A 25,176-nucleotide genomic window follows, 5' to 3' on the forward strand; every position below is an offset into this window, starting at 1 on the left:
CGAACAGTGATGATCTGCCGCGAACGCGGCCGCAAGACCTTGTCCTTCGTCCCAGTTAGCCACATATACGGATGTATTTCCATCCAGGCCGTAATCCGAGATACACAGCCGATAATACGTGCTCAATTTACTCCTCAGCTCTGTACGTGAGACGTATCGATATACCTAAACTTTGCACATCGAAGTGTTTAACCCGCGGTCGTAAATTCAACTTACGGAAACGAAAATAAGAATAGGCTTCTGCCGCAATAGGCACCGCGGCACCTTCGGCATTCGTCAGCTGAGCCGACACGGTCGCAATACTCCTTGGAGTACCGCCCGGCACCACATCTCTTTCAATCAGCCACGTGTCTCCAGCGATACGCATATGGGTGCCCCGAGGCATGCGTAACCTGAACGTCAAACCCTCGGGTTCACGTTCGTGAGATAAGTACAGTACGACCGCCATTCCGGGAACCACGGCCGGCAAATGCGCGCTATCAGCGCTTGAGGGCGAAATCGTAGGGTTGGTCTGCGCCCGCCCCAGCGCGGAATTCGGAGCCAAATCACTTAGCACATTACCTTTGACTTTGGCATCACCGATATCAACGGTACTCACTAAACTCGCCGATTGATCTACAGAGTTTTGCAACGACAGGTGCGCTTGATCGAGATTATCCCAAGCGCTATCCGTTGGTAGCAGCGGAGCTACGAAGAAGAGTACGACTAATGAAACCCCGAGGAGTAATTTCATCGCCTCAGACCAGTGAAGTGCGGCAGCGCTCCAACCTAGTACTGCATTAATCATAGATGACCGTACGCCTTCAGGCCGCTTCCTGACATAGCGCTGCGATCGACCATGCAGCTTATTATTCTTGCTATGGCGCACATTCTGCATCCAGCTTTACAGATTAGCGCCATGACTATCCATAAATTGCCAACCGCGCCCATTCAGTGCCACATGAATCTGGGCATTAATGGAAGTCGGTTCCGACAGACGATAGACGCGCAGCGGATGCAGATCGGATCCAGGCTTCGTGGGAGCCGTGAGGGTTACGCAGATCGCCGGACCCCTCACGGGTTGTTTATTGAGTTCCGGAGAATCTGCTTCAGGGCATAGATGGAAGACGGCGAGTCGCGATTCAGCGCCGATGGCGTATCGACGGGTAGATGACGATCAATAGCGTTCCCGCACCCACGGCGACGGCCGCGAGGATGAGCCCGGAGGCGATTCTCCACGTTGACGCCGAAGCAGTCTTTCGGGCCTCGCTGACCGAATTTTCCTGTTTACGGGCAGCATCACACCACAGCTTACGGAAGGTCTCCACATCGCCGTTGAGCTGGCGCACAACCAGATTGAGAATCTCCCATGACGGCAAGGCTCCCGGCGCGAAGACCTTGGCGACCGTTGTATGACTGCACCCGATGGCCCGACTGATGCTGCGAAAACTGGGTCGGCCGGCCATGAAACGCAGTTCAACCAGCTCAGCATTTAATGGGTCGACATGTACGTCAGGCATTATGCGAAAATTTCTTCCGCACATCTTCGTGTGGAACACTGTCCCTGCACATAGGATCTATTGCCATCGTCGGGCTGCCCGGGGCGAATCAACTAGCACGGCATCCAGGCCCATTTTGCGGGCCAGGCGAAAATCATTTTCGGTGTTCACTGCAAATCCAATTGTTTTCATACCAGACTGTTGCGACCTGAAGCACTCAATAGATCCGGGATCCCAGAGCTCGGCGTCGGCGTGAGAAACGCCCGTCCCCAGCGTGAATTTCTCGGTCACAACGACATCTCGATGAAGCTCAAATCCCGCCCATCTCCCAGTGCTTGGAGCTGGCTCGCATCGATGATTAAGTGCCATGTTCAAGAGCCGCTGACGAGTTACATCGCGACTTTCGGCCACTTCTAGGCCACTCCGAGCCGCTAACGCAGTGACTTCCGAGTCTGTCGAGTAAACAATTGTTCGCTCCACGGCCGCTGCCTTGACTAGCACCGCGGATACGGCATCTACTAAAGGCTGGGCTGGCGTCTGCTTCAGGTCGAGAAACAGCGGCATACTCGGCGGGATCGCGGCAATTGCCTCTTCTAGAGTCGGTATCTGAACAACCTGCCGCCGATAAGGATTGCTATCGGCTTTGATGAAGTTCCATCCAGCATTCAGTTCTTTCAATTGCTTTAGCGTTTTCGAATTTATCCGCCCACTCCCATTTGTCAATGCCGACAGATCGAGGGGACGATACAGTACGGGTATTCCATCACTACTAACCTGCACTGTTATCCACATTCCGCCTACGCCTGACTTTTCGGCGCTAGTAATTGCCAGAAGCGTGTTTTCTGGATAATCGCCAGAGCCGCCGCGATGTGCGATCAGCATTGGCTTCAAACCTGCGTCCGCGGCCAATTCATCGCCGGTTGATGGCCCTACAGTCTCCGCAAATGTCGCGTGCCCATTTTCATGATCGGGGTAGTGCCCGCATCCCGTCATTGCCAATGCCGCTACCACAAAGCCAGAAATTGACGACCAAGCACCGAGCACTTACAACTCACCTCATCAGAAAGCAACGCAGTTCATCCAACAACACGTAGGGAATGCACTTAACAGAAAGACTAAGACACTAGGTGTCATACTGTCAACACCGTGTTTTTCGCATAAGTGTCTTACTGCTCGCCAGTACTTAACCCACTGACGCCGCGCTAATTTGGATCGACCGATTGAATGCTGAAACCATCCGGTCCGCAAAGAAATCCGGCTGATTGGCCGGTGGGCGACTATCTGCTGCCCGCTACGGCACCGTACGTGCAATCTGCAACAGGTGGCCTAATGCCTGGCCATCAACGGCCACACCGCGGCCCGCCGAACGTCAGTAGGCGCCCTCGCTGCGCACCACCGCGCCGACGGTCCGAGAAATGATGCGGATGTCGAGGCCCATGGACCAGTTGTCGACATACGAGATGTCATGGCGGATGGACTCGTCGACCGAAAGGTCGTTACGGCCGCTGACCTGCCATTGCCCAGTGACACCCGGCTTGACGAGCAGTCGCCGCCGCATGGTCTCGTCGTAGGCGTCGACCTCTCGCTGCACCTGAGGCCGCGGGCCGACAACGCTCATGTCACCGAACAGCACGTTGAAGAACTGGGGAAGCTCATCGAGGCTGTACTTCCGGATGAACGCCCCCACCGGGGTGACACGCGGGTCTTCCTTCGCTTTGAAGAAGACGGGTGTGCTGCCCGCCGAGTCGATCATCGCCGCGGTATCACGGTCGGCACCCGTGTACATGCTGCGGAACTTGATCATCCGAAATGGCATACCGTCCAACCCAATTCGCTCGGACACGTAGAACACTGGTCCGGTGCTGGTGAGCTTGATGGCCACGGCAATCGCGATCATCACCGGCGCGGTGGCCATGATGGCGGCAGCGGCGAACGCCATGTCGAATGCTTCCTTGGACATCGAACGCGCACGGCGGTAGCCCGGAGCCAGCATCTCCAACATGTGGACCCGCTCAAGGCCCCGATCAGCTGTCGTCACGGCGGCCTCGTCCACGTCCCCCGGTGAGACCGCAAGCTCAATTCCCAGATCTCCAAGTTCGGATGCCAGACGGGAAAGCTCCTTACGCCCCAGGCTATCCGTCATCGCGACGGCGACGATCTGAGCAGATGTCCGCTGCGCCGCCTCGACCACATGCCGGTCGTCGCCGACGACCGGCACGCGGTGATCGCCCACCTCGATTGCCGATTCACCGAGCAATCGGTCAGCTCCCGGGGTGCACGCGCCGACAACCTCGAAACCACTGCCCCGGTGACGGCTGAACACAGCGACCATCTCCCGGACAGCGTCGTCGTCACCCGCCAACAGCACCGAGGTCTTACCCTCCGCACCCCATAGACGTCGCAGCACATATCGGGCCATGAAGATGCCGAGCAGCCCCAGCGGTATTTCGATAATGAGATGCCGCATGTCAAGCAGCTCGATACGCGAGATGAGGTAGGTGAGCAGCACGATGGTGAACAGCTGGAACGTGACACTGACGACCGTCTGCCATTGCTGCAGCACCGCCCGCAGCGCCTTACCGGGCCCCACCGTGTGCAGCGATAGCGCAGCAAACCAGATGACTGCGATGCCGATATCCGTGGCCACGTACCAGCCGCCCAGGTCCTGTCTCCCGGACAAAAGATGATGCGCCAGCTGGTACGACACCAGGGAGGTGAGCGCGATGGCCACCAAGTCGGCGGCCGGCGCCCACCGTCGGTGCAGGTAGAACAGTCCCCCAGGGCGCGTTTCTACCCTCCGTTGAATTCCGTCATTGACGACGCTCTTTAAGACCATAAGTGCACTTGACCCGTTCGTTCATATCGGCTGATTCATATGGACGATTTCGGCAATTGAGCCCGACCTAATTACGTGTTGAGGTTTCCATAACAACCGAAAACACGCCACGTGATGACAGTCACGCTACTTCACACACTGGAGGCTACAAATGAAGGTTTTATTGCCGGGAAATAAGAATCATCTAACAAACATCTCCAGCGGCGGCTCTTTGCTAATTTTTACGCCAATCACACAACGCTCACCGGCAAGTAACATTTTCATAACATAACCAGGTCAAGGCAGTCCTAGCAACGTGGAACTCACCAGCTTCCATCAAGTACAGCGCTATCTCACCCACCACTGTCTCGATCGTTGCGGGCAAAATCAAGATACGCCCACATCCAGCCACGAATGGGCGCGCCTCTGTTCTCAGGTTGCGGACCATGCACCATGTGTTGCAGGCTAGAGATGGGTTGGTCATCTGGCGATGAGCGCTGGGCGCATCTAAACATCGGTGCGCCCGAGAATTCCAGATTTGAATAGCACCGCGATACTTGCGAATGCTATTTGGCCTACTCAGGCAATACGAGTATCGATGGATAATGAGCCGACCGCCGATCACGTGCACGCGTGCCGTGCGGGTCGAGTGTTGAACAAACATGAGACACGGGGGCCGAGCTCCCGACCGAGAATGCGCACGGTGGCGAAGGCACGGGCGGCGGTGTGTGACGCGCGACGTCGTCCCGGTGCCGCGCCGATCGTCGAGAGCAAAGAATGCAACAGTGGAGGCGAGGTCTGAGATGCCGCCCATCAAAGTGCACATGACCGGATCCGAGTGGTTCTCATCGCTGCCCGGCGGGCTGAATCGCTACTTCACCGACCTGTTCACGGCGCTGCGCCACCGCGACAACATCGAACTGTCGGCCACCGCATTCGGGGAGCCGTCCGACGGCGGACGGTCTTGGGGCCCCACTGGCGGGCCCACCCGCTCCCGGGTTCTCACCGCATTCAACGATCGATCCGGGCTGCGGCGACCCGACATTCTGGATCGCCACTTCTGTCTCTACGGGCCATCGGCCACCGGATGGCGCACCCGCAGCCAACTGGTTGTGCACTTTCACGGGCCATGGGCGGCCGAGAGCAGGTTAGCGGGGGCGGGGGCCCTCCGGTCACACGCCAAGTACGTTGTCGAGCGTCTCCGGTACGCCGGCGCCGAGCGGTTGATTGTGCTGTCCGATCGATTTCGCGACGTTCTGATCGAGGACTATCGGATACCCGCCCATCGCATCGAGGTCATCGCACCCGGTGTCGACCTCGACAGATTCGGTCTGCTGCCACGATTGGATGCACCCACCGGCCGGCGAACGGTGCTGTGCGTGCGACGGCTCGAACGCCGTATGGGAATACATCGTCTTATCGAGGCGTGGCAGGCGGTCGTATCCACGCATCCGGATGCCTGCCTGATGATCGTCGGCACGGGCACTGCCGAGAGCGACCTGAGGGCGCAAGTCGCGGCCGCGCGTCTGGACGACAGCATCCAGTTCACCGGGCGCGTCGACGACCCGACCCTGACGCAGCTCTACACGCTCGCCGATTTCACCGTCGTGCCATCCGTGGCTCTTGAGGGTTTCGGATTGATCGCACTCGAATCCCTGGCCACCGGCCGGCCCGCGGTGGTCACCGACTGCGGCGGGCTTCCCGATGCGGTGCGCGGCCTGGACCCCTCATTGATCGTGCCCTCCGACAATGCCGAAGCACTTGCAGCACGTCTTATCTCGGCGCTCGAGGGCGTTCTCCCCAGCCCGCAGCAGTGCCGCCAGCACGCCGAGACCTTCTCCTGGTCCACTGCCGCGCAGCGTCACCACGCCGTGTATTCGGAGCTGAGCGCATGATCCATGCGATGTTCGTCGCCCACACCGCGGCTCCATCCGGCGCAGAGCTGGCGACCTTGCGACTGCTGTCGGCGCTACGCGACGCACCCACCGAATACCCGATCGAACCGTCGATGATCTACACCGAAGACGGTCCCATGGTGGGCACGATGAGGTCGCGGGGCATACCAACTTCGTTGTTGACCAACACTTTCGATAGCCGAAGCGTGACAATCCGCAGTTCCGGATGGTTCCGCCGGGCCATCGGGGCCGTGGCACTGATTCGTCTCGGGTGGAATTTGGGTGCCGCCGTACGCGAAAGCGGTGCCGACGTACTGGTCGCGGGAAGCACGAAGGCGCTCATCATGTCTGCGGTTGCCGCCAAACGGGCACGAATACCCTTGATATGGCACGTGCACGACAGGATATCTGCCGAATACTTCGGCGCCACACTGGCTTTCCTTATCCGCACACTCGGCATGATCGTTGCCGACGGGTATATCGCCAACAGCCGGTCCACTGAAGAGTCCTTGCGGCCACGGCGCCGTCCGGGTGTCGTGGCGTATCCCGGACTGGACTTTCTGCGGACCCCCGACACCGAACACGTGCCGCAGCGGCCTCCCTCCGAGACCGTAATCGCCGTCGTCGGCAGGCTGACACAGTGGAAGGGACAAGACGTCTTCCTACGGGCACTCGCCAACACCAAGATCCGGCCCCACCGCGCATATCTCGTCGGCGGCACCTTCTTCGGCGAGGAGCCCTTTCGCACCGAATTAGAGCACCTGGCAAGCGAACTACAGCTGCCCGTGACATTCACCGGCCACGTCGACGACCCCACCGACATCCTGTCCATCGCCGACATCCTGGTGCACTGCTCGGTCATCGCCGAGCCATTCGGGCAGGTTGTCGTCGAGGGTTTACGCGCGGGCTGCGCAGTGATCGCCAGCCAGCCCGGCGGCCCAGCGGAAACGATCGAACCCGAGGTTCACGGGCTACTGGTCAACGCAGGCGATACCGATCAACTGACTGATGCCCTCGATCGTCTTATCGAAGACCGTGAACTTCGAATCCGGTTGGCGCATGCCGGACGATCCCGGGCCAGAAGGTTCGATATCGCCGATTCGGCGCAGACCGTCGCGTCGTTCTTGTCGGAGGTCCTCAACCGCCACACCGCGGCATCGACGGAAGAGCGCCATGTCTGAGGGACCTCGAAGTAGCGCAACGCTCCCCCGGATATGGAGGCTGGCCAGGGATTTCGGGGCGGTAGTCTTCGGCAAGTACGGGCAGTACGTGGTGACATTCGCGACGGTGCCGCTGCTGGCCCGAATCCTGGGTCCTGCGGGAATGGGCCTGTTGGCAGTGGGGATGGCCGCGTACTTCTTCGGCTCCATTCTCGTCGACTTGGGCATGACACCATTTCTCGCCGCACGGCTGCCCGCACTGCGCGACACTCCTGCCGAACTCCAACAGGTCCGTACCGACTATCTGGTCTTGAGGCTCATGACCCTGTCCATACTCGGAGCCGCATTCGGCGCCGGGTCGATTACCGGAGTGCCTCCGTACGTCCAGATGATTCTGTTGGGCCTCTTCGCCGGTGGGCTCTGGGCCACCTCCGACGACTGGCTGCTCATCGGACAGGGCCGCTTCGTCGCGTCGGCGATCTACCAGGGTTCGGGGCGCATCGCCTATCTCGTGCTCCTCATCGTGCTGCTACCACACTCCCCGCACGCGTCCACCGCGATCCTGTGCCTGCTGGGCTCCTCAATCTTGACGGTCGTGGGCACCTGGTGGGACAGCCTTCGGACCTTCGGCGCCCTATGCCGTCCGTACACACCCGGCCGTATCCTCCGCACAAGTTGGCCGATCGTGACCTCGCGACTTCTCACCACTGGGTATGGGCAAGGAGCGCCGGCGATCTACTCCGCCGTGCTTGACGCCGTGTCGCTGGGCCTGTTCTCGGCGAGCGACCGTCTTGTCCGGGCGATGCAATCGCTTCTGGACATGATCGGGTTGGTCCTGCTGCCTCGGATGGCAAAGCGCAGTGGGCATGAGCACTTCTGGCGCAGTGGTTTTCAGGGATTGCGCGGCGCTGTCGCGGTGGCCGTGGTGGCCTCAGCCCTGCTCTGGGTGTTGGCCGCACCGATCGTTCACCTCGTCTTCGGAAGTGAATTCCTTGGGGCCGTGGGCTTGTTGCGCGCCGAGCTTCTCATTCTTCCAGCGAGCACGATCAGTTCATACATCAGCACCGCGCTACTACCGGTGCGTCAGGACACCCATGGAGTTCTCATCGCGTCGATAGTGGGGACGGCCGCCTCGGTCGCAGGCCTGATCATTGCCTCGTGGAGCCACTCCGTGTGGGCATTGATCGGCGGTGTCATTGGCGCCGAATTCTGTGTCGCCATCTGGTATCTGGTCCGGGTGAGGCATCTGGCAGGACAGGAGCGGAACGTGGACGTCGCGGCCGACATGACACAAGAAGGTGTTCCTCGATGAAGATCCTGTTTATCGGGGATGACTGGGTGGGCAGCAATGCCAGGTCGATGGCAGACGGATTCCGTCAGGCTGGCCATGAGGTGGTCGTCGTCGACACTACGCGGGTCACCTTGCCCACCAGGCTGTCGCCAGCGTGGGTGTACTCGAAGGGAATGCGCCGGCGTGCTCCCTGGCTGCAGAACTCTGTACATGACCACATCGACCGTATCGCACGAGATTTCGTCCCCGACGTGCTATTCGGGTTCAAGTCCATACATCTGGACCAGGCCCGGCTGCTTCAGGTTCCGGCAGCCGTCCACGTGCACTACAGCCCGGATGACGTCGGGAACCCCTACAACACGACGGCCGATTACCTGACACACGAAAGCGGGTGGGATCTGGTGGTCACCACCAAACGCCACAACCTGCCGGAGTTGCAGACCCGGGCTGCGCGTCGGGTGAAATTCGTACGCAGCGCCTACGACCCCGCATGGCATCGCCCCTGTGCTAAACGGGTTGCGCAGCAATACCTTGTGGGATTCATCGGCGCCAGACGCCCGGACCGATCCGGCCTGATCGCCCGACTCGGCAGCGAGCACGGGAAGGATCTGTTGGTTCGCGGTCCGGGCTGGCGACGGATGCCCTCGCTACAGACCACCGGCGCCACGATTGGCGGTGCCGTTTACGGCGATCACTTCGCGACCACCGTGGCATCGGTGACCGCGAACCTGGTCTTGCTGAATTCCGACAACCGTGACACTCACACCTGCCGAACCTTCGAAATACCGGCGTGCGGAGGGCTGTTCGTCGGGGAACGTACCGACGAACACAGTGAACTGCTCAACGAGGGAACCGAATGCCTGCTCTTCTCCGACGAGGCCGAACTTCGCGAGATTCTGCACTGGTGTGCGTGCCACCCCGCGCAGGCCGCCAAGATCGCTGAAGCGGGCCATCTTCGCGTGACACAGGAACCACACCGATATGTCGACCGTGCCAGGGAGATCATCGATGAGCTTCAGTGACGCGACGGAAGCACCGATAGATAAGCCCTCAGCACCCACCACGGCTCACAGACCATGGTGGCGCAGGCGGATCCTCTTGGCCTGCATCACCGTCACGGTGCTCATCGCAGGGTTCGTGACAGCTGGTTGGCGGGTGTACATGAATCCGCAGACTGATCCGCTACGGCCGGCCGATGCCATCGTGGTACTGGGTGGCACACCCTACGAGCGCTTCGATGTCGGGCTGGATCTCGCACAGCGTGGATACGCGCCGTACCTGCTCATCGCGCAGTCGACCGGGGCGAATGACCGCAACATGGATAAATACTGCAAGGGTCATTTCACTTTCACGGTCAGCTGCTTCATCCCCGATCCCTGGACTACCGAGGGCGAAGCCCAGGAAATACGCGAGAAGGCACAGGAATTCGGCTGGCATCACATCATCGTCATCACCTTCACGCCGCATGTTTCGCGTGCCCGCTACATCGTCGGAAAGTGCTTCGATGGCGAGCTCACCATGGTCGCCAGTCCCGCACCTTCCGGAGTTGCCTTCTGGTCGTGGATGTTCGTCCGCCAGTCGGGCAGTTACGTGAAGGCCTTTTTGACCCCCGGATGTTGAGGAGCCATCACATGAACTCATCGCGTATCGCGATCGTGCACGAACGCTTCACCGAGTTCGGCGGCTCGGAACTGGTCGTCGCCGAATTCATGAAGACCTGGCCGCAGGCCAAGGTGTTCGCGCCCATCACCGAACCCCAGTGCCGACGACAGGTGATGGAGGCCGCGGGCCGGTTGGACGGCACAGCGCACGAGCCGATCTTTGGGACCTGGCTGGACGATGCCTACGCCCTCACCGGGCGCAGGTCGCACGCACCACTACTTCCGCTGGTGCCCCGCGCCCTGGGCAGACTGCCGATCGGCAACGATGTCGATGCGGTGCTGATCAGCCATCACTCGTTTGCCACCCAGGCAGCATTCGCCACCGAGGCCCCCGTTGTCGCGTACGTGCACAGCCCGGCCCGCTGGGCATGGGATCGCACATTTCGCGATCACGAGATAGCAAGCCGCGCAGGACGAATCGCCCTGTCCGCGTTAGGAAAGCTCGCACGCCAAGGAGAGTTGCGCGCAGCACCTCGCCTGTCGCACGTCATCGCCAACTCACACGCCGTGGCCGAGCGGATTCGCGAGTGGTGGGGGCTGCCGTCCACCGTGATCAGCCCGCCCGTGCGCATCGACCGATTCTCTCCTGATCCTTCAATACCCCGGGAGGATTTCTACCTGTGCGCAGGAAGACTCGTCCCGTACAAGCGCGCAGACCTGGCCATCCGCGCGGCTCAACGAGCCAACTGCCGCCTGGTGGTGTTGGGAGAGGGACGATTCCGCGATCACCTTGAGGCCATCGCCGGACCCGAAACCACCTTCCTCGGCGCCGCATCCGACGAGGTCCTCCTCGACATGTACCGGCGATGCCGCGCCCTGCTCATGCCCGGCGTGGAGGACTTCGGCATCGTCCCGGTGGAGGCAATGGCCTGCGGGACACCGGTCTTAGCCTTGGGCGCGGGAGGAGCCCTGGACACGGTGGATCCGGGTGTCACCGGTGAGCACGTGCAGCCCGGCCTGGATGACGCCGTCGTAGCACAGCTGGCCGCGCTGATGCGGGACTTCAACCCGGCCGACTACAACACCGACGCCATCCGGGCGCACGCGTGCGGGTTCTCACCCGAGGCTTTCCGTTCCCGGATCGCCAACACCGTGCTGGGGGCCGTGCACGCCTAGTCGCCCGCTGCGTGCTTTCCTCCGCTCGAACCGGATCCGCTGTGGGAGCCCGAACCGTCCGAGCCACCAGCGGCGTTCGATCCATGGGAGCCGCCGTCGGATGTGCGGTGCTTGCCGCCCGAGTCGCTGGGCGCCGCGACCTTGACCTTGTTCGAAGCACCCGAGGAGTCGTCGTGGTGCTTTCCGCCGTCGGAGTCGTTCTTGGCCACGGACGAGTTGACTGAATCCTTGTTCGCCTCGGCGGTCTTGGATTCGGCCTGCGCGGATGTCACGGATTCAACGGTGTTGGTGACCGTGGAGGTAATCGCACCCCTGGTCTGCTTGATAGTGCCCTTCGCCGATTCCGCGAGCGACTGCTTCGCCTTGTCGATCTTGTCCTGCAGCTTCTCCTTCACCACCGGCTTGGTGGGCTTCTCCTTATCTTTGGGGTCGTCCTTCGCCTCTACCTTGGGGGCGTCCTTCGCGATGTCCTTCGCCGGATCAGCAGCCGGTTGAGCCGCGGGCTCACCGACCGCGGAGGCACTGGACTCCGACGCGCTGGGTGTGGGCGCGGGCGCGAAATGTGTCGCAGGCGTGGCCTTCTCTACGACCTTCTCCTTGGCGGCGACGAGGTTCGAGGCGAGATCCAACTTCGGAGCGTCGACCTGTCTGACCTCGGGGGCCGTCGGGGCGCCCAGTTCCTTGGCCGCCGGCGCTGAAGCCTCAATGTGCTTGGCTGCCGGTGTATCCGCGGCCGCAAGGGCGTTCGGCGCCGGAGACGACAGCGGCGCCGGGGCGGTGCCGATCAGGCTGCCGAGTTGCGTCATCACGTCCTTGTAGAACTTGGAGGCCTGCAAGGTATTTGAGGCCGCCCCGTTGAACAGGTTCCCGTACTGCTGGGTGAGCAGGTCCGAGATCGGTGTCAGGGCGGGCGTGACCAACCCCTTGTACAACGGAGTGAGCGCCTTCGCGAGTTCGACCGTCGGATCAGGGATTCCGAGCGCCGTGCTGATCAAGCCAGACACAGTGATGAGTTGGGTGGGCACAATGCCGCCCGTCGGAATCAGGTTTGGCGGGATGATTCCGAGAGATGTATTGGCTCCGGGCGCCGTTCCCAGCTGGAATGTCGGCATGAGACCAACACCGAAGAGCGATGGCAGAGTAAAGCCCATCCCCTCGGTCCCCATGTTGAACCCACCCAACGAGTAGACGATCGGTATCGGCAACGCCCCAGAGAACGGCGTCTGCAACACCATGACGTTCTGCCCGTTGTTGATGTTGAATCCGTTGGTGCCAATGTAGTTTCCGGTCGTCACGTTGAGATTCGCCATGCCGAGCCCGAGCATCGGAATGGAGAAGTTCGACAGCGTCGTACCGATCGGCGAGTAGATACCGTTCTGCGTCGGGATGAGAACGTGCGCGTTGAACTGACCGGCTTGCCCCAGCCCAAGCGGTGCCTTAATGCCGTTGGCCCACATCGGGATCGACAGCACGGTCTGCGGAACGTTCACCGCCCCGCCGTCGACGACCAGGGTGGGTGCTGTCGCCCACCACCCCGTCTCCATTCCCAATGGGAACGTGTAGTTGCCGGCGCCCATCGGGACCCAGGCCGTCACGTTGGGCAAGGTGCCGTCGGGCAGGATCCGAACCGAATCAGGCAAGATCCCCAAGGGGTCCAGCGAGGCCGGAATCTTGATGTTGAGCCCGCTCGGCGTCTGCACAAAGGTGTTCGTGATGGTCGTCAGGCCACCGGCCTGCAACAGCGGCCAGTTGTAACCCGCCGTGAACTTGTCCTGCTCGGCAATCAGCCCGTCGACGATGTCACTCAGGGGCGGCAGCTGGTCGACGATCGGCCCAATGATCGGGTTGTTGAACACGGTGTCCAGCGCGTTGGCCAGACCATTGACCAGGTTCGCACCCGGAATGGTCGTCGGCAGCGGAAGATCGACGAAACCCTGTCCGGGAATCTTGATGGCCGGAATGACCCCGGGAACAGCCGTCGGGAGCGGGGTGCTCGCGAGGTTCCGCAGCACATCGGGCAGATCGGCGATCTTGGTCAGATTCGAGTGCGTGAGGGTCGTGCCGAACGTCGGGAGCAATCCGCCGGATCCCTGCGCGAGGGGATTCCACGCTCCCCCGACCGCCGACCCCATCGCATTAGTCCCGGATAAGTAGTTATTGAGTGCGTTCTTATAGTCGGTGACCGCACCCTTGTAGTCCGGTGCCGCCGCAGCGGCCTGCGCGGTAGGCGCGACGAAAGCCAAGCTGGCAGTCGCGGCGACGGCCCCCGCCGCGGTCACGGTGCGTTGGACAACGACCTTTGTGGATGACTTCCGATGTCGCTTAGACAAGACCGCAACCCTCTCCTTTGAGGAAACCTGAAACGTGAGCAGCACTGTAAACGTGTGACCCACCTCATAGCCGGGATTTGAAAATCGTGTCTACCTGCGATTTTTCTGGTAACACTGCGTGCCCAGACTCGCCTCGGTCGCTGCGCTCACCGCGAGCAGGGGCCGTACTCACGCAAAGTGGTTGACGAAAGTTTGCCAGATCCGTCAACAAGCGTTTACGTCGAGCAACTAGGCACTCGAAGCAAACACTCCAATCACCTGGCCGCCGGGGTACTACAAGCCCAGTAGACGACCGTCAATTTACGTTCACGCGTGAATCCATTTTCGCGATTCGTGTGCATCCAGGAACCGGATAGCCCATGATGGCCGAGACGTACTCGTAGATTGCTGGGATTTGTGTCCCAGGTCACACAGGGAGCTGTATTGATCGCCGTAGCCGCAACCACTCTGAGCTGCGTCTGTGTGGGCCGCCTGCGATGACCACACAGGACGAGCGCCACGCCACCACTGATGGCGTCGCGGCCATCCAGGATTGGACCACCGGATACGTCAAGCGTCACCCTCTTGAATCACTCAAGACCGTCGGCGAGCAGTTCATGCTCGGCGTCCGCACTATTCAGTGGTTCTTCATCGACCTATTCACGGGCCAGTTCCAATGGCAGGAGTTCGTGAGACAGGGCGCCTTCCAAGCCGGCACCGCCGTCGTCCCCGTCATCCTGGTGACCCTGCCGATCGGTGTCACACTCTCGATCCAGTTCGCGCTGCTGGCCGGACAGGTCGGTGCGACCTCACTGGCCGGCGCGGCCAGTGGCATCGCGATCATCCGGCAGGCCGCCTCGCTGGTAGCCGCCCTCTTGATGTCCGCCGCCGTGGGCTCGGCCATCACCGCCGACCTCGGCTCACGCACCATGCGCGAGGAGACCGACGCCATGGAGGTCATGGGCGTTTCGGTGATCCGGAGGCTCGTCGTCCCCCGGTTCGCCGCCGCCATCATGATCGGTATCGCGCTCACCGGCGTCGTCTGCTTCGTCGGCTTCCTCGGCGCGTACCTCTTCAATGTCTATTGGCAGAACGGCGCCCCGGGCAGCTTCGTCACCACCTTCTCCGCCTTCGCTACCCCCGGAGACATGATCCTGGCTCTCATCAAGGCCGTCATCTACGGCGCCATCGTGGCAGTGGTGGCCTGCCAGAAGGGTCTGTCCACCAAGGGCGGCCCGATCGGCGTCGCCAACTCCGTCAACGCGGCGGTCGTGGAATCGATCCTGCTGCTCATGACGGTGAACCTCGCCATCAGCCAGCTGTACATCATGATGTTCCCGCGGACGGGGCTGTGACATGACCGCGTCAACTTATGTACCCCCGATTGCGCGACCCTTCGTCGGGATCTACAACAAGGCACAGAAGCCGATCACCCGGCTGGGCCACATGGTCGCGTTCTTCTTCCGCGCGATCGCCGGCGTCCCCATCGTGTTCCGGCATTACCGGAAGGAGTTCCTGCGGCACCTGTCCGATATCGCCTGGGGCAATGGCTCTCTGGTGGTCGGTGGCGGTACCGCCGGCGTCATGATCGTCCTCGGCATCATCGCCGGCGGACTGGTGGCCATCGAGGGCTACAACTTCCTGGATCTGCTGGGCCTGGGACCGGCCACCGGCATCATCTCGTCATTGGTCAACACCCGCGAACTCGCTCCGATCATGGCCGCGATCGCCTTCGCCACCCAGGCCGGCTGCCGCTTCACCGCACAGCTCGGCGCCATGCCCGCGGTACGGCGAGCTCAAGGGTCCGAGCTGCTTCACCGCGCCCGAGCTCGTGGTACGTCCTGACTTACCCGAAGAACTACTGCCACAGAACTACAAGGTGCCTCCGGACCTGCAGCCACCGCGCGGAACCGTGGTGGGCCCCAATGGAAATCTGATCGCGGTCGGCCCGCCGTATGTGGTGCCGCCCGGTGGTCCGAACCTCACTGACCCGAACCCGCCGCTGCCACCATGGCAGTCCGTGCCGGTGCCGCGTGTCCCCGGGACCGCGGATCCGGACAACGTGGAACCGCCGCCACCACCGCCACCACCGCTTCCCGCCGCACCGGTTGCGCCCGGCGCACGTGACGGCGGCGGCGCACCGATCGCCCCGGCATCGTTCGGCGGAACTGTGGGCCCGGTGGGCAGCATGGTCGAACGCGCTCAACTCAGTGTCATCACCGACAAGCCTGCTAGCTCTTCCACGCAGCTGTTGCTCGGCCCGGTCGTGCGGGGTACCACGGTCTCGCTCGCGAAGGAGGGAACCGCATGAAGTTCCGTGGTCCGTTGATCGCGCTCGTCGTCTTCATGGCGATCGCGATGGTGTTGACGTGGCTGGTGTACGCCACGTTGCGCCGCGATGTGGCGGGCGGGACCACGGCGTATTCCGCGGTCTTCACCGATGTGTACGGGTTGCGCGACGGTGACGACGTCCGCATGGCCGGTGTGCGCGTGGGGCGTGTCGAGAAGATCGAGCTGGTCAACAACAACCAGGCCAAGGTCAACTTCGTCGTGCAGAACGACCAGAAGCTGTATGGCAACACCCTTGCCTCGGTGACCTATCAGAACATCGTCGGTCAGCGGTATCTGGGTCTGTCGCTGGGTAAGACGGGTGACACGAATGTGCTCGCCGCCGGTTCCACGATTCCGCTGGAACGCACCGATCCATCCTTCGACGTGACCACTCTGCTCAATGGATACGAGCCGCTGTTCAGCACACTCTCACCCGAGCAGGCCGACAACCTCACCAAGGGTGTCATCCAATCGCTGCAGGGCGATCAGGCCTCGATCACCTCGCTGGTTGACCAAACCTCCACGTTGACAAATACATTCGCGGGCCGTGACCAGGTGCTGGGCAACGTGATCACCAGTTTGAGCACAGTGACGGGCAACCTGGCGCAGCAGAACGACAGTCTCGACAAGGCCATCACCAACACCAGAAAAGTGGTGGCGGACTTCGACTCTCGCCGTCCAGAGCTGGTCAACTCGGTGGGCTCACTGGCGCAGACCCTGCGACGGGTATCGAAGATCACCGACGAGGTCTACCCGTCGCTCGACGAGCTCATCACTCGTCAGCCCGGTTTCGCCAAGCACATGGTCCAGATCGAGCCGAAGCTGGCCTTCCTCGGCGGTAACCTGCCACTGCTGCTCAAAGGCCTGGCCCGCATCACCGGTGACGGCGCGTACGGCAACGCCTACATCTGCGACCTGAACATCACCGGCTTCTTCCCGGGCCTCAACGACGTGGTGCCGATCATCGTCAATGCGGCGACCCCGGGCAACGTCACCCAACACACCCCGCGATGCAGGAACCTGGCCGATGGCTGAGCAAACAAGATGGCAGAAGATCAAGAACCGGCCGGTCGAGAGCTATAACAAGACGTGGCTCGGGTTCATCGCTATCGCTGTGATCGGCGCTCTTGTCGGCGGAATGCTGCTCGTCAAGTCCATCGGCTTCGGTTACACCACCTACACCGCTGAGTTCGCGCAGGCCGCGTCGTTGCGCACGGGGCAGCCGATCACCGTGGCGGGCATCCCACTCGGAACGGTTACCGGCATGAAACTGGTCGGCGATCACGTCGAGGCCAAGCTCTCGGTCAGTGATGACGTGAAGCTGGGCAAGGACACCAAGGCCTCGATACGGGTGACCACCATCCTCGGTTCGCGGTACCTGGACCTGCGCCCTGAAGGACCGGGGTCGTTGCCCAACAAGACGATTGACCTCGCCCACACGGAGGTCCCCTACGACTTGCAGGCGACTCTCAAGGACGTGACAAACACCTTTGACCAGGTCGATTTCGACAAGGTGGCACAGTCGTTGAGCATTCTCGGTAAGCAGCTCGACGGGCTGCCCGAGGTGGTCCCCCAGGCCATGCAGAACATCCAGACCCTGTCGGGCATCATCGCCGAACGACGCGACCAACTCGGCACGCTACTCAAGAGCACCGAGAAGGTCACCAACACGCTGCACCATCAGCAGCAGGGCATCGGCACCCTGATCAACCAGGGCCAGAGCCTGATCGGTGAATTCGTGGTCCGCCGTGGCACATTCCACGCGATGATGCAGTCGCTCACCAACTTGGTCGAACAGCTCAGCAAGATCGTCATCAAGAACCGGCCGCAGCTTGACGACATGCTCAAGACGCTGCATCAGCTCACCGACATGCTCGGCCAGCACGATGACCTACTGCGCAGCATCCTGCAGGTCGCGCCCGTCGCGCTGCGCGGCGTGACCAACGCCACCGGTACCGGTAACGCCATCGAGTTCAACGCACCCAACGGACTGGCGGTCGACTCCTGGATGTGCGCAATCAGCGGTCGGGCCAAGCAATTCGGCATGATCCAGTACTTCAAGGACTGCAAATGAGTAGCGGCAAGGGTGCCGGAAGAGGCAAAGCCATCGCTGTCATCGCGGCGATCGCTGTCGTGGCCGCGGCGATCGTCGGCGCGGGCGCGTACTACGTGAAGTCGCAGTTGGATCACATCACGCTGACCGCACAGTTCGACAACGCCTCAGGTCTTTACGAGTCGAATGTTGTTGCGGTGCTGGGTATGCCGGTCGGCACGATCACAAAGATCACGCCCCGCTCGGGGTATGTCGACGTGGAGTTCACCGTCGACAAGGACGTCAAGGTGCCCGTCGACGTGCAGGCCGTCACCCTCTCCACATCGATCCTGACCGACCGCCAGGTCGAACTGTCCCCGCCTTACCGCGGGGGGCCAACGCTCAACGACGGTGACACCATCGGGCTGGACAAGACCAAGACGCCGGTGGAGTTCGACCGTGTGCTGGGCGTGCTCGACAAGCTGTCGGTATCGCTCAAGGGCGACGGCAACGGCCAGGGACCAGTGGGCGACATCATCAATGCGGCCGCTGGAGTCGCCGACGGCAACGGCGACAAGATCAAGTCAGGTCTTGACGAGTTGTCGAAAGCGCTGCGGCTCAGCTCAGAAGGCGGCGTCACCACCCGCGAGCAGATGACCACCATCATCAAGAATGTCAGCTCGCTGTTTGACGCCGCGGCCGCCAACGACGGGAAGCTGCGCGAGTTCTCCACCACCATTCACCAGCTCAGCAGCATCATTGACGACGAGGCTCTCGGCACCGGTAACACCGGCCGCAAGCTCAACGATCTGGTCAAGCAGGCCGGCGACCTCCTGGAGGCCAACCGCGACCACATCAAGGCCGCGGTCCTCAACGGCAACACAGCCTTGAAGACGGTCTCGGACGACCAGCGTGAACTCGCCGAGACCCTCGACCTGGCGCCGCTGGCAGTGGAGAACCTGTACAACATCATCGACCAAGACAACGGGTCGCTGCGCGCACGGTTCCTCACAGACAAGCTGCTGTTCGAGAGTCAGACCGCCAAGGAGATCTGCAACATGATGGGCCTGCGCCAACTGGGCTGCAGCACAGGAACATTGCAGGATTACGGACCCGATTTCGGCCTGTCCTACGTGCTCGACGGGCTTGCGGCGATGGGGCAAAAGTGATGGCTACACGCAAGCGGCTGGCGGCGGTGGGCACGGCAACGATGCTGGCTGCCGCCATGCTGTCGGGATGTGGAACCAACGGCCTGGGTGACCTGCCGCTGCCGGCCCCCGGCGTCGGGTCTGGCGGCTACCACCTGACGGCCCTGTTCTCGAACATCCTGAACCTCCCGAACAACGCCAAGGTGAAGCTGGCCGGCGCGGACGTCGGCCAGGTCGACGACATGCGAGTGAGTAACTACACCGCCATCACCACATTGCGCATCATCCACGGAGTCCGGCTCCCCAAGGGCAGCACCGCCGAATTGCGTTCCGCGACACCGCTCGGCGACGTCTTCGTCTCCATTCGCCCCCCGGCCGGTGCGACGTCGGACTCACCGATCCTCCGGGAGGGCGACACCATCGGGCTCGATTCGACGATGGCCGCCGCGACGGTGGAATCCGTACTCAGCTCGGCGGCGCTCGTCTCCAACGGAGGAGCGGTGCGCAACCTGACCAACGTCATCAACGGCTTCGGTAAGGCGACCGGCGATCAGGGCCAGGCATTCGGCGATCTGATTAAGGACTCCAACCGCCTACTGGGAACGTTGAACACGCGATCCGCGCAGATCTCGGAGGCTCTCACCCAGACCGCGCAGCTAGCCGACCAGCTTGACACCAAGAACCAGACGCTCGCCGAGATCGTGAAAGAGGCCGATCCGGCCACCGAGGCGCTCGCCGCCAACACCGCTCAGCTTTCGCAACTGGTTCTCCAGATCGGCGCCACCACCAAACAGCTGCAGAAGTTCCCGTCGATCGCGGGCACCGATACCAGCGGGCACAGCCTCATCAAGGACGCGAACACGATCGCCAAGTCGTGGAACGACATCGCGCAGGATCCGACAGTTGATATCAACGGCCTCAACCGGCAGATCACCACGCTCATCAAATCCACGCCCAGCAACGCGATTTCGGTGCGTGTCAGCATCGACCGGTTGGTCCTGGGGTCGATTCCCGATGCCGGATTCAAAGGTGACGTCGGCTCGCACGGGCCCAAGCGCTACAACTGGGCTCAGCTGGTCGGTTCCTTCAAGTACACGCTGTGGCGCCTGCAAGAACGCGTCGTGGGCAAGGGTGTGTACGGCGAAGACGTCCCGATGCGGCCGAGCCCGACCGAACCGGGCGTGATCGAACGCGTGCCGGGCCCGCCGCCTGGAGCCGCCCCGCCGGCGACATCCAACCCGGAAGCTCCGGTACCGCCGCCTCCCGGGCAGGCCAATCCCGCGTCGGCTCCCGCTCCCGGCGCGATACCCGCACCGGCGCCCGCACCGGCGCCCGCTCCCGGGCCGGAGGTGATGGGCCAGTGATCAACGCCCTCGCCAACGGCATCGTCGGCACCATTCGTGCCGGGCACCGCAAGAAGATGGTGCTCTCGGGTATCGCACTGGCATCGGTGCTGTTGATCGCGATCGCCTACCTCACGGTGGGTGCCCTGCGCATCAGCCCGTTCTCAGGCACCTACCGCGTCAAGGTGCAGCTTCCGGAATCGGGCGGTCTGCTGCCCAACCAGGACGTCGCGCTGCGCGGCGTAAAGATCGGCACGGTGCAATCGCTGGCGATCACCCAGCAGGGTGTCGACGCGGTCGCCGAGATCCAGTCGAAGTACAAGATCCCCGTCACCGCCAAGGTGCGCGTCACCGGACTGTCCCCCGCGGGCGAGCAGTACATCAACTTCGAGGGTGTCTCGGATCAGGGCCCGTTCCTCAAGGACGGCGCCGTGATCTCCGAGGGCGCCACGGTGCCCGTGACGCTGGCCAAGCTGCTCGCCGACGCGGACGGCCTGCTCGCACAGATAGACCCCAAGAAGCTCGAGCTCATCAAGAAGGAACTGAGCCTGAGCAAGGAGGGGCCGCGCAAGCTCACCGAGATCATCGACGGCGGCACCTTCCTGCTGAGCACCCTGGACTCGGTGCTGCCGGAGACCACCAGCCTTCTCAAGACCAGCCGGGTGGTGCTGACCCTGGCGGCCGACAAGAACTCCGGTATCAAGTCCACTGCGAACGAACTGGGCCGGACCCTGCGCGGTATCGAGAAGATGCAGAACGGCTACCGCACCCTCGTCGATCAGACCCCGAAGACCCTGGGAGCGGTGGACAACCTGTTCGCCGACAACTCGGACACCATGGTGACCCTGCTGGGCAACCTGGCGACCGCCTCGCGGCTGCTCTACCTGCGCGTTCCCGCCCTCAATGCATTGTTCCCCAACTACCGGGCCTCGGTGTTCGACGCGTTGATGAGCATCATGCATGACGGCGGCATCTGGGCCACCGCCGATCTGTACCCGCGCTACGTGTGCGACTACCCGACGCCACGGCTGCCGCTGTCGGCCGCCGACTACCCCGAGCCGTTCCTCTACGCCAACTACTGCGCGGACGAGGATCCGGCGGTCTTGATCCGTGGCGCCAAGAATGCGCCACGACCAGCAGGCGACGACACCGCCGGACCGCCCATGGGCGCCGACATGGGGAAGAAGTCCGATCCGACACCGAAGGGCCGGTTCCAGGTACCGACCACCTATGGTGGACCGACACTGCCGATCGAACCCCCGCGTTGACGCCTGACCTGCGAATCAGATTCAAGGAGCTACTACCGTGGTCGCTATGACCAAAGAAGACGTCGACTCCACAAGCGACGCCGACACGGACAAGGTCGACGAGAAGGAAGCCGCGGACACCGCCGCGGAGACCGACTCGACCGACACCGACGAGACCGACGATGCCGAATCGACAGCTGTATCTGATTCGGATGCGCCCAGCCTTGACGACGAGAAGGGCTCGCCATCAGCAGTGACGTGGGTGCGCTACGCCGTCATCGGGGCCGTCGCGGCAATCCTGGTGGGCGCTCTCGTGTTCTCGGGTGTCGTGGGCTGGAAGGTCTGGCAGCAACACCAGATCGACGCGGCCGGCGAACAGGCTCAGGAGATCGCTGTCCCCTTTACGGAGGTCTTGACCAGCATCGACACCAACAGCGTGGACGAGAACTTCCGGCAGATCCTCAACGGATCCACCGGTGATCTCAAGAACGAGTTCACCAAGGCCAGCGTGCAGCTGCGTCAGCTGCTGATCGACAACAAGGCCGCCGCACACGGCAAGGTCGTCAACTCGGCGATCCAATACAAGTCTCCGGACAAGGTCGTGTTGCTGATGATGGTCGATCAGAGCATCACCAACACCCAGCGGCCCGATCCGCGGATCGACCGTAGCCGGATGAAGATCACCATGGAAAAGATCGATGGCCGTTGGCTAGCGAGCAAGCTGGAGTACCTGTAAACCGCCGGAAAGGTCATCATGCGGATTTCTAAGCTCTTCACCGGGCGGGTAGCCCGAGGGGTTACGGGAGGGGCAGCCGCCGCCCTGGTAATCAGCGCGGCGATCAGTAGCGCGCCGTTGGCGTCTGCATCGGCGCAGTCCTTCTGCGGCGAACTCGGTGGCAACTTCGACGGGCTCTACTGCCACACAGTGGTGACCTCACCGCGTAAGGCAGATCGCGATATCAAGGTCGCCATCCCCGAGTTGGTGGACAGCAACCCCGCCATCCGTGAGTACCTGCGCAATCTGTACAACAACTGGAAAGCCAAGGGCGCTGACATGATTCAGGACAGCTATGGCGAGGAGAACTTCCAGATCTTCAACCACGGCAGCACCACCTCGATCGTGTTTCACGAGGACTACCACGCCAATGGCCCGCAGGTGAACAACGCGTACCGGACCTTCAACTACGACGGTGGTAAGCGCCTGACGCTCGCCGACATTCTCAAGGGTGGCGATTTGAACGCCATCCCGCCGATCGCCGAGCCCTTCATCATCGAGGCACTGGACCGGGCGGCGCCGGGTCATACCCCGCAGACCTATCCGTTCACGCCCGACCGGTGGACTCCGGACAAGGTGTATTCAGGCGCGTACAAGGCCTGGGCGCTGACACCGGATGAGCTGATCATCTACATGCCGGATTATCCAGTCGCCCATGACTATCCGATCGATTACTCCCCGGGCCAGCGGGTGTACTCGATGGACGGCGGCACGGTGGAAGCGCATATCCCGATTGGCGCCATCGCCCCGATCCTGAAGCCAGGGTACGGAGGCTAGAACGCAGTTGAAAATGTCCGCCTACGAGCGACAACGCTTGTAGGCGGGCATTTTCCGTTTCTGGAGGATTACTCGACGCGTTCGAGCACGGCGCTGGCGCCGTGACCACCGGCCGCACAGATGCCCAGCAGCGCGGTGTTTTTCCCGCTGAGCGCCAGCTCGTTGGCCATGGTGGTGACCATCCGGGCGCCGGTGGCACCGAACGGGTGACCGATCGACACCGAGCCGCCGTGCACATTTACCTTGTCGATATCGGGCGTGCCCACGGCCTCCGAGCGTCCGAGCCGATCGGCCGCCCACTTCTTGGAGCCGAGCGCTTCCAGCACCGAAAGGGTCTGCGCGGCAAAGGCTTCGTGAATATCGATGTAGTCCACGTCGGCGAGGGTCAATCCCGCCTTCTCCAGCGCCCGAGGCATGGAGATGGCCGGCCCGATGAGCACCTCGTCGGCGGGATCGACGCTGACGTAGCTCCAGGACCGGAACGCGGCCAACGGTCGCAGACCGAGCGCACGCGCCTTCTCCTCGCTCATCAGCAGCACGGCGGCAGCCCCATCGGTCAGCGGACTGGCGTTACCGGCGGTCACCGTGCCGTCGCGGTTGAAGACCGGTTTCAGCGTCGCGAGCTTCTCCACACTCGTGTTCTCACGGACCAGTCCGTCGCGGGTGACGCCGTTGACGGGCACCACCTCACGATCGAACCGTCCCGACTTGATGGCGGCGGCCGCGCGATGGTGCGAGCGCACTGCGAACTCGTCCTGCGCCTCGCGGGTGATGCCGTGGATCTTGGCCATCTTGTCGGCCGACTCCCCCATCACCTCACCGGTGGTGCGCTCTTCGATCTTGGGCCTGCGCGGCAGTAGTCCGGTGAACGGCGCCAGGCTCAGCGCGGCGTCGAGATAGTCCTTCGGCTTGGGCTTACCCAGGGCGAGCGGGGCCGCGGCGTGAATGAGCTTCTGCGGCAGGTTGACTCCGGCATTGGAAGTGGAATCGGACCCACCGGCGATCATGACGTCGTACTCGCCACGCTCGATCGCCGCGGCCGCGGTGGTGATGGCCTGCAGACCGGACGCGCACGCACGGGTGACGGTGTGCCCCTCGACGCCGTGGCCAAGCTTGAGATCGAGTGCGATCTCGCGAGCGATGTTTGGCGCACCCGCGGGCAGGATGACACCACCCCACACAATGGCCTCGATCTCATGGGAGGAGATCTTGGTGTTGTCGAGCAGACCACGCACGGCCTCATCGGCCAGTGCGATGGTGTCGATGCGGGTGAAGTCGCCGAAGGCCCGGACGAACGGAGTGCGCGCGCCCGCGACAATGACGGCGCGGCGCTTGGCAGGAGCGGTCATGGCGGCGAGCTTACTCGCGGGTCAGTTTCCCGTTTACGCCGGTGTATCAAGCGTAAAGATTTGCATCGATCCCACCGGTCAGGACACCACATCACTGGCAAGCTTGGAGGCACCCAAGGCCATAAAGCCGCCGGTGAATGTCGCCCAGAAGACCGCCGCCGGTCGCGGCAGATCGCCGCGCACCACGTGGGCGACACCGTGAGTGGTGTCGATGGTGTCGACCATCAGCGCCAATCGCTGCCAGCGCGGCCGCTCCGACTCAGGACATGTTAGGTACCCCACGCCCAGCGCTATCGCGCGTGCACCAAATATCCTTGTCACATAGGACAATTCAGGGGTGACTGGCACACGACTCCATCGCGCCATCAATTGCGGTGCCGCCAGACCGACGATTCCCGAAGCGACACGTCCGACCGCGATTCCTCGTAATGCACCATTGAGGCTCATAT

General features: G+C 62.3%; 21 protein-coding genes and 2 pseudogenes. 16 read left to right on the forward strand and 7 right to left on the reverse strand.

The genetic code is table 11. The features are described from left to right. Positions 1-127 precede the first annotated feature (127 nt). The 4 genes from B4400_RS24440 to B4400_RS18525 form a co-directional block, all read right to left on the reverse strand. Complete coding sequence (locus tag B4400_RS24440) at positions 128-787, reverse strand: ABC transporter substrate-binding protein (RefSeq protein ID WP_139361786.1); 660 nt, start codon at positions 785-787, stop codon at positions 128-130. Positions 788-1,121: 334 nt separating this feature from the next. Then, on the reverse strand, positions 1,122-1,445 hold the full coding sequence (locus tag B4400_RS18515; RefSeq protein ID WP_139361476.1) for a hypothetical protein: 324 nt from the start codon (positions 1,443-1,445) through the stop codon (positions 1,122-1,124). A 111-nt stretch (positions 1,446-1,556) separates the two neighbouring features. Further along, positions 1,557-2,522: a glycerophosphodiester phosphodiesterase family protein gene (locus B4400_RS18520; RefSeq protein WP_286151224.1), complete on the reverse strand. Its 966-nt coding sequence runs from the start codon at positions 2,520-2,522 to the stop codon at positions 1,557-1,559. 325 nt (positions 2,523-2,847) lie between these two features. Then, positions 2,848-4,314 (reverse strand): sugar transferase, encoded by a 1,467-nt coding sequence (locus B4400_RS18525; RefSeq protein ID WP_078310465.1) that lies wholly within the window; start codon positions 4,312-4,314, stop codon positions 2,848-2,850. Between the two features lie 803 nt (positions 4,315-5,117). Here B4400_RS18525 and B4400_RS18530 point away from each other — a divergent pair. Genes B4400_RS18530 through B4400_RS18555 form a run of 6 tightly spaced genes read left to right on the forward strand, consistent with a single transcriptional unit; the run spans position 5,118 to position 11,416 of the window. Further along, positions 5,118-6,188 carry a glycosyltransferase family 4 protein gene (locus B4400_RS18530; protein WP_078310612.1) on the forward strand — a complete coding sequence of 357 codons (1,071 nt, stop codon included), beginning with the start codon at positions 5,118-5,120 and terminating at the stop codon, positions 6,186-6,188. Continuing rightward, positions 6,185-7,369: a glycosyltransferase family 4 protein gene (locus B4400_RS18535; RefSeq protein ID WP_078310468.1), complete on the forward strand. Its 1,185-nt coding sequence runs from the start codon at positions 6,185-6,187 to the stop codon at positions 7,367-7,369. The genes B4400_RS18530 and B4400_RS18535 overlap by 4 nt, the downstream gene beginning before the upstream one ends. Then, positions 7,362-8,660, forward strand: a complete 1,299-nt coding sequence (locus B4400_RS18540) for a lipopolysaccharide biosynthesis protein (protein ID WP_078310474.1) — start codon at positions 7,362-7,364, stop codon at positions 8,658-8,660. The genes B4400_RS18535 and B4400_RS18540 overlap by 8 nt, the downstream gene beginning before the upstream one ends. Further along, positions 8,657-9,661: a CgeB family protein gene (locus B4400_RS18545; RefSeq protein ID WP_078310479.1), complete on the forward strand. Its 1,005-nt coding sequence runs from the start codon at positions 8,657-8,659 to the stop codon at positions 9,659-9,661. The genes B4400_RS18540 and B4400_RS18545 overlap by 4 nt, the downstream gene beginning before the upstream one ends. Further along, positions 9,648-10,259 carry a YdcF family protein gene (locus tag B4400_RS18550; protein ID WP_078310486.1) on the forward strand — a complete coding sequence of 204 codons (612 nt, stop codon included), beginning with the start codon at positions 9,648-9,650 and terminating at the stop codon, positions 10,257-10,259. Before B4400_RS18545 ends, B4400_RS18550 begins: the two co-directional genes overlap by 14 nt. A gap of 11 nt (positions 10,260-10,270) precedes the next feature. Then, on the forward strand, positions 10,271-11,416 hold the full coding sequence (locus B4400_RS18555; protein WP_078310490.1) for a glycosyltransferase: 1,146 nt from the start codon (positions 10,271-10,273) through the stop codon (positions 11,414-11,416). On the opposite strand, the gene B4400_RS18560 is transcribed toward B4400_RS18555, so the two are convergent. Then, positions 11,413-13,791 carry a hypothetical protein gene (locus tag B4400_RS18560; RefSeq protein ID WP_078310493.1) on the reverse strand — a complete coding sequence of 793 codons (2,379 nt, stop codon included), beginning with the start codon at positions 13,789-13,791 and terminating at the stop codon, positions 11,413-11,415. The genes B4400_RS18555 and B4400_RS18560 overlap by 4 nt on opposite strands. Positions 13,792-14,222: 431 nt before the next feature. Between B4400_RS18560 and B4400_RS18565 the strand changes: the two genes are divergently transcribed. From B4400_RS18565 to B4400_RS18610, 10 genes and pseudogenes are all read left to right on the forward strand, one after another. Continuing rightward, entirely contained in the window at positions 14,223-15,080 is an 858-nt protein-coding gene (locus B4400_RS18565) for an MlaE family ABC transporter permease (protein ID WP_070951523.1), read from the forward strand. A gap of 1 nt (position 15,081) precedes the next feature. Then, positions 15,082-15,504: pseudogene (locus B4400_RS18570) on the forward strand (ABC transporter permease); the annotation flags it as partial. Then, positions 15,497-16,036: pseudogene (locus B4400_RS18575) on the forward strand (mammalian cell entry protein); the annotation flags it as partial. The pseudogenes B4400_RS18570 and B4400_RS18575, both read left to right, overlap by 8 nt. Then, positions 16,033-17,091, forward strand: coding sequence for an MlaD family protein (locus B4400_RS18580; RefSeq protein WP_078310500.1), 1,059 nt, complete (start codon positions 16,033-16,035; stop codon positions 17,089-17,091). The pseudogene B4400_RS18575 and the gene B4400_RS18580, both read left to right, overlap by 4 nt. Then, positions 17,084-18,130 carry an MCE family protein gene (locus B4400_RS18585; protein ID WP_078310502.1) on the forward strand — a complete coding sequence of 349 codons (1,047 nt, stop codon included), beginning with the start codon at positions 17,084-17,086 and terminating at the stop codon, positions 18,128-18,130. Before B4400_RS18580 ends, B4400_RS18585 begins: the two co-directional genes overlap by 8 nt. Further along, entirely contained in the window at positions 18,127-19,257 is a 1,131-nt protein-coding gene (locus B4400_RS18590; protein WP_078310505.1) for an MCE family protein, read from the forward strand. Before B4400_RS18585 ends, B4400_RS18590 begins: the two co-directional genes overlap by 4 nt. Next, on the forward strand, positions 19,257-20,600 hold the full coding sequence (locus B4400_RS18595) for an MlaD family protein (RefSeq protein ID WP_078310507.1): 1,344 nt from the start codon (positions 19,257-19,259) through the stop codon (positions 20,598-20,600). Before B4400_RS18590 ends, B4400_RS18595 begins: the two co-directional genes overlap by 1 nt. Next, positions 20,597-21,847: an MlaD family protein gene (locus B4400_RS18600; RefSeq protein WP_078310509.1), complete on the forward strand. Its 1,251-nt coding sequence runs from the start codon at positions 20,597-20,599 to the stop codon at positions 21,845-21,847. The genes B4400_RS18595 and B4400_RS18600 overlap by 4 nt, the downstream gene beginning before the upstream one ends. Before the next feature lie 37 nt (positions 21,848-21,884). After that, positions 21,885-22,562: an Rv1363c family protein gene (locus tag B4400_RS18605; protein ID WP_078310511.1), complete on the forward strand. Its 678-nt coding sequence runs from the start codon at positions 21,885-21,887 to the stop codon at positions 22,560-22,562. A gap of 18 nt (positions 22,563-22,580) precedes the next feature. Next, positions 22,581-23,378, forward strand: coding sequence for a mannan-binding protein (locus B4400_RS18610; protein WP_139361477.1), 798 nt, complete (start codon positions 22,581-22,583; stop codon positions 23,376-23,378). Positions 23,379-23,446: 68 nt separating this feature from the next. Here the strand turns inward: B4400_RS18610 and B4400_RS18615 are convergent, their stop codons facing one another. Then, entirely contained in the window at positions 23,447-24,727 is a 1,281-nt protein-coding gene (locus B4400_RS18615) for an acetyl-CoA C-acyltransferase (protein WP_078310514.1), read from the reverse strand. A 78-nt stretch (positions 24,728-24,805) separates the two neighbouring features. Beyond that, on the reverse strand, positions 24,806-25,174 hold the full coding sequence (locus tag B4400_RS18620) for a hypothetical protein (RefSeq protein WP_078310516.1): 369 nt from the start codon (positions 25,172-25,174) through the stop codon (positions 24,806-24,808). Positions 25,175-25,176: the final 2 nt, after the last annotated feature.

The sequence above is a fragment of the Mycobacterium sp. D16Q13 genome, from assembly GCF_002013375.1.
GTDB lineage: Bacteria > Actinomycetota > Actinomycetes > Mycobacteriales > Mycobacteriaceae > Mycobacterium.